Origin of the sequence: Massilia sp., assembly GCF_046293535.1 — a bacterium.
In the GTDB taxonomy this organism is placed as follows: domain Bacteria; phylum Pseudomonadota; class Gammaproteobacteria; order Burkholderiales; family Burkholderiaceae_D; genus Telluria.
This window is the reverse complement of record NZ_JBKBOV010000039.1, coordinates 42,708-52,844: the sequence shown is the minus strand read 5'-3', so window position 1 is coordinate 52,844 and position 10,137 is coordinate 42,708. Positions and strand designations below refer to the sequence as shown.

The 10,137-nt window shown below is 66.4% G+C and carries 8 protein-coding genes and 1 pseudogene; 3 read left to right on the top strand and 6 right to left on the bottom strand.

Translation table 11 applies throughout. The features are described 5' to 3' along the window. Positions 1–96 (bottom strand): annotated as a pseudogene (locus ACK4S9_RS18270) (protein phosphatase CheZ); the annotation flags it as partial. A gap of 390 nt (positions 97–486) precedes the next feature. Here ACK4S9_RS18270 and ACK4S9_RS18265 point away from each other — a divergent pair. The 3 genes from ACK4S9_RS18265 (at position 487) to ACK4S9_RS18255 (ending at position 2,914) form a co-directional block, all read left to right on the top strand. Beyond that, positions 487–954 carry a universal stress protein gene (locus ACK4S9_RS18265; protein WP_409728620.1) on the top strand — a complete coding sequence of 156 codons (468 nt, stop codon included), beginning with the start codon at positions 487–489 and terminating at the stop codon, positions 952–954. A gap of 121 nt (positions 955–1,075) precedes the next feature. After that, positions 1,076–1,720 carry a response regulator gene (locus ACK4S9_RS18260; RefSeq protein WP_409728617.1) on the top strand — a complete coding sequence of 215 codons (645 nt, stop codon included), beginning with the start codon at positions 1,076–1,078 and terminating at the stop codon, positions 1,718–1,720. A 399-nt stretch (positions 1,721–2,119) separates the two neighbouring features. Then, positions 2,120–2,914, top strand: a complete 795-nt coding sequence (locus ACK4S9_RS18255; protein WP_409728626.1) for a Crp/Fnr family transcriptional regulator — start codon at positions 2,120–2,122, stop codon at positions 2,912–2,914. 229 nt (positions 2,915–3,143) lie between these two features. Here the strand turns inward: ACK4S9_RS18255 and ACK4S9_RS18250 are convergent, their stop codons facing one another. From ACK4S9_RS18250 to ACK4S9_RS18230, 5 genes are all read right to left on the bottom strand, one after another. After that, entirely contained in the window at positions 3,144–4,226 is a 1,083-nt protein-coding gene (locus ACK4S9_RS18250) for a glycine zipper 2TM domain-containing protein (RefSeq protein ID WP_409728613.1), read from the bottom strand. Positions 4,227–4,312: 86 nt separating this feature from the next. Continuing rightward, on the bottom strand, positions 4,313–4,963 hold the full coding sequence (pdeM, locus tag ACK4S9_RS18245; RefSeq protein ID WP_409728610.1) for a ligase-associated DNA damage response endonuclease PdeM: 651 nt from the start codon (positions 4,961–4,963) through the stop codon (positions 4,313–4,315). Beyond that, positions 4,960–7,431: a ligase-associated DNA damage response DEXH box helicase gene (locus ACK4S9_RS18240; RefSeq protein ID WP_409728607.1), complete on the bottom strand. Its 2,472-nt coding sequence runs from the start codon at positions 7,429–7,431 to the stop codon at positions 4,960–4,962. Before ACK4S9_RS18240 ends, pdeM begins: the two co-directional genes overlap by 4 nt. After that, positions 7,428–9,062 carry an ATP-dependent DNA ligase gene (locus ACK4S9_RS18235; RefSeq protein WP_409728604.1) on the bottom strand — a complete coding sequence of 545 codons (1,635 nt, stop codon included), beginning with the start codon at positions 9,060–9,062 and terminating at the stop codon, positions 7,428–7,430. The genes ACK4S9_RS18240 and ACK4S9_RS18235 overlap by 4 nt, the downstream gene beginning before the upstream one ends. Further along, positions 9,055–10,113 carry a ligase-associated DNA damage response exonuclease gene (locus ACK4S9_RS18230; protein ID WP_409728601.1) on the bottom strand — a complete coding sequence of 353 codons (1,059 nt, stop codon included), beginning with the start codon at positions 10,111–10,113 and terminating at the stop codon, positions 9,055–9,057. The genes ACK4S9_RS18235 and ACK4S9_RS18230 overlap by 8 nt, the downstream gene beginning before the upstream one ends. Positions 10,114–10,137: the final 24 nt, after the last annotated feature.

Below are 10,137 nucleotides of genomic sequence, written 5' to 3'. Positions count from 1 at the left end.
CTCGGCCGCCGGCGCCGGGGTGGCGGCGGGAGCGCTGGCGCGCTGCGCCGCCACTTCCTCGAATAGTGCGTCGAAATCGTCAGCGGCGTCGGTCATAATCCCTGCTTCTCCATGGTGTATAAGTGCGCAATCAAGCGGTGTATTCGGTCGTTACTGCATCCATTTGGGCGCGCGTAAACGGCAGCGCGCAATGGATCGAAATCTGCATGCGAGTGTAGCAGCGTAGTTGCCACAGGTAAATCTCGGCGACAGAGACGCAACAAAATGGACAGCGAAACTTAATTCCGCGACAATTAAATCGCACGGTTCCTGAATGTTTACACAAGGAGGTGTTGTTTTTCGTAACTCGACGGTCTTTCTTATCATGCTGTCGTGCTTGCTGCGGAATAAGCACCCGAAGTTTGATCGAGCTCAACAGTTTGCGTTCTTGCAATCGCCGCCGCGCCCGCTACACGCCAGAATGGCGTGGCCATTGGAGGAGTCATCATGTACCGCAAAATCCTGATCACCACCGACGGCTCGGCCGTGTCGCAGCATACGGCCTGCGCCGGCGTCAAATTCGCGCAACAAATGGGCGCCGAGGTGCTGGCCCTGTTCGTCGCCCCCGATTACCAGTATCCCGTGTACGTGGAAATCATTCCCCCCTCCTACCCGAGCGAAGAAGAATACATCGCGCAGATGCGGCGCATGGGCGAGGAGTACATGGGAAGAATCATGCGCTCCTGCGCCGGCGCCGGCCTGAAGCACAGCTGCCTGACCGCGTTTTCCGATACCGCGGCCCTGAAGATCGTCGACGTCGCCGAGCAGGAAGGCTGCGACCTGATCTTCATGGGATCGCACGGCCGCAGCGGCTGGGGCCAGCTGTTGCTCGGCAGCGTCACCAACAAGGTACTGTCGCACACGACCAAGCCGGTGCTGGTGCACCGCCTGATCAGCGAACCGGCGCCTGCCTGAGGACGGCCGGCGTGAAGAAAGTACGACAAATGCCGGCGCCGTCCTGTGTTAGCCTGCTTTGGGAAGCACTGGATCAGTGCTCCCCCAGGTCATCGCTGCTTTCACCGAGAAGGATGGTTTTATGATTCGCATCGTCATTGCCGACGACCACACGATCATGCGCGAAGGACTCAAGCGCATCCTCGATGGCGCGCCGGATATCGAGATTGCCGGCGAAGCGACCAACGGCTTCGAGGTGCTGGCCCAGGTGCGCCAGGGCGGCTTCGACCTGCTGCTGCTCGACCTGTCGATGCCGGGCCGCAGCGGGGTCGACCTGATCCGCCAGGTGCGCAGCGAGGCGCCCAAGCTGGCGATCCTGATCCTCACGATGCACGAAGAGGAGCAGTACGCGGTGCGGGCGATCCGCGCCGGCGCCCAGGGCTACCTCACCAAGGAGAGCGCGGGCACCCAGCTGGTCGGCGCCATTCGCAAGGTGGCCTCGGGACGTCCTTATATCAGTACCGAAGTGGCCGAGCAGCTGGCGCTCAACATCATGGCGCCGAACGAGCAATTGTTGCATAAACAGCTGTCCGACCGCGAATTCGAGGTGTTTTCGCACCTCGTCGGCGGCAAATCGATCACCGAGATCGCCAACAGCCTGCACCTGTCGGTCAAGACGGTCAGCACCCACAAGACCCGCATCATGCAGAAGATGGGCATGAACTCCCTGTCCGAAATGGTGCAGTACGCGGTGGCGCACCGGCTGCTGTCGCCGATGAAAGCCTAGTCCAAGAAGATTTAGACACACTGGCGGCGGTTTTGTGCCGCCGCTTCCCCTCGCCCGGGGGGCACCAGCTCTCCCCCCACCCTGCTGTTTCCCCAGCACCGATCTCCCCGCCCTTCCTCTGTAGCCGACACCCGCGGGTCGGAATATTCCTACAAACCTGTCAGCCTTCCTACCTACATATTCAGCCATCGCTGATATCCGTGCCGGACTCGTGTTGGCATACTGAATTCAGCGTTTCGACTTGCTTGCGATCCAAGTCCCAGCGTGAGCCAGCCTGTAACGGTTGCCTGCTCCGCCCCGTGGTCGCCGAAACCCTGAGTCTTTCACCTGGAGATGAGCATGCAGTCCCAGCCAACGTCAGAACAACGCAACGTCACCCAGCCGACCCTGCATACCCCCATGGAAGCCGGCCGCCAGCGCCAGGGACGCCTCTGGTCCAACCTCAAGGAAGTCTGCGACCTGCTCCGCATCCCGGCCAGCGTCTCGGTGACTTCCGAAGAACTGCTGTTCCAGCATGTCCAGTTCAAGACCGGCCAGCGGGTCCACACCATCGGCCAGGCCTTCGACACCCTGTACATCGTCAACTCCGGCTTCCTGAAAACCGTGCTCATCGACGAGTTCGGCAACGAACAGGTGCTGAGCTTCCCGATGAAGGGCGACATGCTGGGCGTGGACGGCATCCACACCCGCCACTACGCCTCGGAAGCGGTGGCCCTGTCCGACTGCGACCTGATCCTGCTACCGTTCAAGAAGCTCACCGCCCTCGGCCGCGTCCACGCCGAACTCGAGAACATGATGTACGGCGTCATGAGCCGCGAACTGGTGCGCGAGCAGACCATGATCGGCATGCTCGGCGCCCTGTCCGCCGAAGCGCACGTGGCCCGCTTCCTGGTCTCGCTGGCCGACCGCTTCGCCGCGATGGGCTACTCGAGCAAGCTGTTCAACCTGCGCATGACCCGCCACGAGATCGGCAGCTACCTCGGCCTGACGCTGGAAACGGTCAGCCGCACCCTGTCGGCCTTCAACGAGATCGGCCTGATCACGGTCGACCAGCGCACCATCGGCATCAAGGACGCCGAGGCGCTCAAGACCCTGCGCCGCCTGCCCCCCTCGCGCTCGCGCACCAAGGGCGGCGCCAAGCAGAAGGCCGAGAGCGAGCAGCCGGGTGACGACCAGGTGCTGGCCACGGCCTGAACAGTTCTTAGCTGAAAAACAACAAGGCCGGTGCCTGCGAGGGCTCCGGCCTTAGTTCTATATGTGGTGTGGCTTTTTCGTAGGGTGGGCGGCTTCGCCGCCCACGCGGTGATAGCTAACGGATGAAATAATCCACGAGCTGATCTCGCTCGGTTTGAACGCGTGGGCGGGAAAACAGTCCACTGGACTGTTTTCCCCCGCCCACCCTACATATAGAAGTGTTCTGGCCTTACTGGTCGCGCGACAACACCCCGTTATTCACCCGCACCCGGTCGCCCTGGCGGAAACCCGGATCGTTCTCGAACTGCAGGGTCTGGGTGGCGCCGCTGGTCGCATAGCGCACCACGACCTCGTAACGCTGGTCACGGTTCATGTTGCGCTGGACATTGCGTCCCGCCAGGCCGCCAGCCACCGCGCCGGCCACGGTCGCGGCGGTGCGGCCGCTGCCGCTACCGACCTGGCTGCCGAGCAGGCCGCCGATGACGGCGCCGCCCGCCGTGCCCAGGTAGTTACCGTTACCCGACACTTCGATCACGTTCACCGCCTCGACGGTCGCGCAGTTGGTGCAGTAGCGCGCCTGGCGCGGCTCGCTGACGCGCGTCCCCGCCAGCAGCGGGCGGCCCAGCACCGAGGTGGTGGTGCGGCCATTGGCGCGGATGGTGGCGGTCACGCGGCTGTCCGGGGCGATGCGGTCGGCGTTGCGGATGGTATACACGCCGTCGTACTCACCCGGCCGGACTTCCGGCAGGAAGAATACGCCGCGCGCGCCGGCGATCGCCACTTCCGCACGGCCGCCCGGCGTGCCGAACACGGTAAAGCGCAATTCATTGCCCGGGCTCAGGTCTGGACTCCCCTGCACGTTGAAGCGCTCGATTACCAGATTACTGGCCAGTTGGCCGCGCTGCTGGCGCGGCGCATTCGGCTGTAGCAGCGACTCGCTCAGCAGGCTGGTGGCGACCTGGTTGCCCAGGCGCAGGTTGGCCGTGACGCCGCTTTCCGGGCGGATGCGGTCGTGGGTGCCGATGGTATACGTGCCGGTGTACTGGCCCGGCTCGACTTCGGTCAGGTTCAGGTTGCGGGTGGCGCCGTCGATGCGCAGGGTCGCGGTGCCGCCCGGGCTCCCGTACAGGTCGAAATGCAGCTCGACGCCGGGCGTCAGGCGGCGCACTTCTTCCACGTTGAATCCGTTGATCACCGGCCCGTAGGCGCGGTTCTGGTATTGCTGGGCCTGGGCAGCGAGACTGCCCGTCAGGACCGGTCCGAGTCCGATTACAGCGGCGAACGCGGCTTGCAGCAGCTTGCGGAAAACCATGGCTTCTCCCCCTTGTCGATGTCGATACCCGGATCAGTCTCTAGCTACCAAGAATTGTCGTCCCGGCACGACAAGGGGTCGGTACGCTATCGAACGCAGTGGACGGCCTCGCCCGACGTGACGTAGATGCTGTCGCCCGGCTCGGGGCGGATCGCATGGCCGCCGGTGAAGGCGCCGAAGGACGGCAGGATCATGCGCTCCTGCCCCACCACGAAGCACGGCAGGCGCAGCGCATCGAAGCGGGTCGCCAGCACGTAGACCGGGTGGATGTGGCCGGCCAGGGCATAGCCCGCGGTAGCGAGATCCGGATGGTGGCAGAAAGCAAACGGGCCGAGCGCATGCGGCTCGTCCACCAGGTCGATGCCGAGCACGGCGGCCGGGGCGCCCGCATGGCGGTCGTGGTTGCCGCGCACCAGCGTGAGCGCCAGCCCCCGGCGGCGTTCGCGCCAGGCCAGCATGGCCTGCTGGGTGGCGCTGGCATGGGCCGCGCGCGCATGCAGGAAGTCGCCCAGGAAGACGATGTGGCGCGCCCCGTGCGCATCGACCAGGGCGTCGAGCCCTTGCAAGTTCTCGGTGGTGGTCCCGCGCGGCACCGGCACGCCGAGCGCGCGGAAGGCCGCCGCCTTGCCGAAGTGGATGTCGGCGATGACCAGCATCTTCTCGCTCGGCCAGTACAGCGCCTTCTCGGGCAGCAGCAGCACCGTCTCGCCGGCGACACGGATCGCGACGCTGCTCATGCCGCTGCCGCCTTTTCGAGTTCGCGCACCATACGGGCGACGCGGTCGGACAGCTTCTCGGTGCTGACCTTCTCGCGGAAGCGCTCGACCATCAGCGCGAAGCCGAAGGGGGTGGCGCGCTTGACCTCGCGATAGGCGACGCGGCGCCCGTGCAGTTCGACCAGCGTCTCGCGCAAGCGCGTCAGTTCCAGCTCCTGCTCCAGCACTTCGCGCTGCGCCTGGGTCAGCAGCAGGTTGCCCGCATCGTGCTTGCGGAAGACTTCGAAGAACAGGGACGAGGAGGCCTGCAGCTGGCGGTTCGATTTGGGCTGGCCGGGATAACCCTGAAACACCAGCCCGGCGATGCGCGCCACTTCGCGGAAGCGCTGCTGCGACAGCTGGGTGGCGTTCAGGCTGCCCAGCACGTCTTCCAGCAGGCACTCCAGGCTGAACAGGTCCACATCCAGGCCCATTTCCGCGGCAAAGATACGCCCCCAGTCGACCGGCTCGGCCGTGAGCAGCTCGAAACCGTAGTCGTTGATCGCAATCGAGAAGGTCGCCGGCTGCATGCGGCCGATCCGGTAGGCGAACAGCGAGGCCAGGCCCATGTGCACCGAGCGCCCGGCGAAGGGATAGACGAACAGGTGCCAGCCTTCGCGGCTCTTCATGCTCTCGATGACGAGGGTCTCGCTGGTCGGCAGCGCCGACCAGCGGCACTGGATCTCGATGAGCGGCCGCAGCGCTTCCATCTCGGGGCTGTCGTAGATGCCGCTTGAGGCCAGGCGCAGCTCTTCCAGCGCCGCATGCGCCAGTTCGGACGACATCGGCATCTTGGCGCCCTGCCAGCGCGCAATCGCGCCGCGGTTGCTGGTGGCGCGCTTCACGAAAGCCGTCATCTCGTGCACGCGCACGAATTCCAGGATGCGCCCGCCGAACAGGAAATGGTCGCCGGGCTTCAGGCGCGAGATGAAGGATTCCTCGACGCTGCCGATGCGCCCCCCGCTCATGTACTTCACCGAGACGGTCGAGTCGGACACGATGGTGCCGATGCCCATGCGGTGGCGCCGCCCGATCGCCGTGTCCGGCACCCGGTAGACGCCCTCCTCGTCCGGCAGCACGCGCCGGTATTCCGGATAGGCCAGCAGGCTCTGGCCGCCGCGCGCGACGAAGTCGAGCGCCCACTGCCATTCTTCCTCGTCCAGGTTGCGGTAAGACCAAGCGCGCCCGACTTCCCGGTACAGCTCCCCGGAACGGAATCCACCGCCCAGCGCCACCGTGACCAGGTGCTGCACCAGCACGTCGAACGGTTTGTTGGGCACGTAGCGCCCTTCGATGCGGCGCGCCGCCACCGCCTTCTTGGCGCCGGCCGCCTCCAGCAGTTCCAGGCTGTTGGTCGGCACCAGGGTCACGCGCGAGACGCGCCCCGGCGCATGGCCGCTGCGCCCGGCGCGCTGCAGCAGGCGCGCGATGCCCTTGGCGCTGCCCACCTGCAGCACGCGCTCGACCGGCAGGAAGTCCACGCCCAGGTCGAGGCTGGCGGTGCAGATCACGGCCTTGAGCTGGCCTTTCTTGAGTCCCATCTCGACCCATTCGCGCACTTCGCGGTCGAGCGAGCCGTGGTGCAGCGCGACCAGGCCGGCCCAGTCGGGGCGCTCGTCGATGATGTTCTGGTACCAGATCTCGGACTGGGCGCGGGTATTGGTGAACACCAGGGTCGCCTCGTGCTGCTCGATCTCGCGGATCACCGGACCGAGCATCTGCAATCCCATGTGGCCGCCCCAGGGGAAGCGCGCCACGTTCTCGGGGATCAGGCAGTCGACCTCGATTCTCTTGCGCAGGTCGCCCTCGACCAGCACCCCATCATCACCACCAAGCAGTACCTGGCGCGCCAGGTCCAGGTTGCCCATGGTGGCGGACACGCCCCACACCAGAAGCTCCGGGCGCCAGCGGCGCAGGCGCGCCAGCGCCAGCTGCACCTGCACGCCGCGCTTGCTGCCCATCAGTTCGTGCCATTCGTCGATGACGATCATGTCCAGCTGCCTGAACTGCTCGGCGGCCTGGGCGTGGCTGAGCATCAGCGACAGGCTCTCGGGCGTGGTCACCAGCGCGGCCGGCATCTTGCGCGACTGGCGCGCGCGCTCGGCGGAGCCGGTGTCGCCGGTGCGCGCGCCCACCTGCCATTCGGGCATGAGCTGGGCTGCCGACTCTTCCAGCGCGCGCATGGTGTCGGCGGCCAGGGCGCGCATCGGGGTGATCCACAGCACGCGCAGGCCGGCCGTGTGGCGTCCGGTCTTGAGCCCGGCGCGCTGCAGGGCGGCGAACCAGACGGCGAAGGTCTTGCCGGCGCCGGTGTTCGCGTGCAGCAGGCCGGACTGGCCTTTCAAGGCGGCCTTCCACACCTTGCGCTGGAAAGGGAACACGGTCCAGCCGCGCGCGGCGAACCAGGCGTCGATGCGCTCGGTGACGGGATTGCCCGGATTGGCGCTCATGGCGTGGCCGCGGCCAGCAGGCCTTTCAGGGTATCGAGGCTGTCCGCCTCTTCCACCGGCTTGTCGAGGCGGCGCCGCAGGATGCGCGGGAAACGCACCGCGATGCCGGCCTTGTGGCGGGTCGACAGGGCGATGCCTTCGAAGCCGATCTCGAACACCATGGTCGGCTTCACCGAACGCACCGGCCCGAATTTCTCGATGGTGGTCTTGCGCACCGTGTTGTCGACCTGCTGGATCTCGGCGTCGGTGAGCCCGGAATAGGCCTTGGCAAAGGGGACCAGCCGGCGCTCCTCGCCCTCCCCGTCCCACACGGCGAAGGTGTAGTCGGTGTAGAGCGAAGCGCGGCGCCCGCTGCCGGCCTGGGCATAGATCAGCACGGCGTCCACCGTGTAGGGATCGATCTTCCACTTCCACCAGGTGCCGACGTCCTTGGTGCGGCCCACGCCGTACTGGGCGCTCCTCGCCTTGAGCATCATGCCCTCGACGCCGCGCTCGCGCGATTCGGCGCGCAGCTTCGCCAATGCGTCCCAGCTGCCGGACCGGATCACGGGCGAGAGGCGCAACTGGGGCAGGTCGATCGCCGCCACCTCGGTTTCCATCAGCGCGCGGCGCTCGTGCTGGGGCAGCGCGCGCAGGTCGACGCCGCCGAATTCGAGCAGGTCGTAGCAGCACAGCACCGCCGGCAGCTCGTTCAGCAGCTTGGCGCTCAAGGTCTTGCGGCCGATGCGCTTCTGCAGGTCGGCAAACGGCGCCGGGGCGTCGACGCCGGGCTGCCAGATCAAGACCTCGCCATCGAGCACCGTGCCCTCCGGGATGCGCACGTTCGCCAGTTCCGGAAAACGTTCGGTGATCAGGTCTTCGCCACGCGACCACAGGTAGTTCTGGCCGCCGCGGCGCACCAACTGGGCGCGGATGCCGTCGTACTTCCACTCGACCTGCCAGTCGTCGACTTCGCCCAGCGCGGCGGGCTCGCCCTGCAGCTGGTGGGCCAGGAAGAAGGGATAGGGCTGGCCGCCGCGCAGCTTGTGTTCTTCATCGGACTGTTCGGCGATCAGCTGCAGGAAGCTGGTGGCGGTGGGCCTGACCGAGTTGTCGGTCCAGCCCATCAGGCGTTGGGCGATCAGCTTGCTGTCGACGGCGGCGATCGCCGCCAGCGCGCGCGTGACGAGCAGGCGCGACACGCCCACCCGGAAACCGCCGCCGATGAGTTTCACGAACAGGAAGCGCTCGCGCCAGTCGAGTTCGTCCCAGGCCGCGAACAGGGCCTCCCGGATCGTGCCGGGGTCGGCGCCGCGCAAGGGACCGATCCTCTGCTCCATCCACTCGGCCAGCCCGAGGTCGCTACGCCGGCTCGGGGGCGGCAGGATGTGGGCGATGGTCTCGGCCATGTCGCCCACCGCATGGTAGGACTCGTCGAACAGCCACTCGTCCAGGCCGGCGTATTCGATCGCGTACTGGCGCAGCAATTTCGTTGGCACGGCTTGCCGGGGCTTGCCGCCGGCGAGGAAGTACACCGCCCAGGCCGCGTTTTCCGGGGCGGCGTGCGAGAAATAGGATTGCAGGGCGTCGAGCTTGCGGGTGGTGGAGGTGGTTTCGTCGAGTTCGGCGTAGAGGCGGGCGAATTCACGCATCGGGCTCTCCTTGCTCCTCCTTCGGGGCCTTGTTCGCCGCGGCGCCGGCAGGAGGAATCGCCTCGTCCTCTTCCTCGTCGCCATATTCGGTATCGAAACCCTTGGCGTCCAGCCCGTTCTGACACAGCCAGCGCACCATGGTCGGGATCGAACCGTGGGTGACGATGACCTTCTCGGCCCCGGTCGCCTTGATGGCGCTCATCAGGCCGGGCCAGTCGGCATGGTCGGACAACACGAAGCCGCGGTCGACGCCGCGCCGCCGCCGCGCCCCGCGCAGCAGCATCCAGCCGCTGGCGAAGGAATCGCTGTAGTCGCCGAAGCGCTTCATCCAGGGCGAGCCGCTGGCGGACGGCGGTGCGATCACGATCGCGCGGCGCAAGGCCGCCTTGTCGATCTCGCTGACCACGACGGTTTCCGGAAGTTCGACCCCGCCGGCGCGATAGACCCGGTTGAGCGGCTCGACCGCGCCGTGGCAGACGATCGGCCCGATGGACGCGTCCAGGCGCGACAGGATGCGCTGGGCCTTCCCGAAGGCGTAGGCGAACACCACGCTGCAGCGCCCCTGCTCGGCATTGCGGCGCCACCAGGCATTCATCTCGTCGATGACCTGCTGCTCGGGGTCCCAGCGGTAGATCGGCAGGCCGAAGGTGGACTCGGTAATGAAGGTGTCGCAGCGCACCGGTTCGAAAGGGGCGCAGGTCTTGTCGGGCTCCACCTTGTAGTCGCCCGAAGCGACCCAGACTTCGCCGCCGCACTCCATGCGGATCTGGCTTGATCCCAGCACATGGCCGGCCGGGTGCAGCGAGATGGTGACGCCGTTATGGGTAATGCTTTCGCCGTATTCCAGGCCCTGCACGTGGATGTCGCCCAGGCGCGACCGCAAGACGTTCACGCCCGGCGCCGCCGCCAGGTAGTGGCCGTGGCCGTAGCGCGCATGGTCGCCGTGGGCGTGCGTGATCACGGCCCGGTCCACGGGGCGCCAGGGATCGATGTAGAAGCCTCCGGGTACGCAATACAGTCCTTCCTTGCGGACGACGACCATGTCCCCCATGCGGTCCTTTCACATAAAATGCCC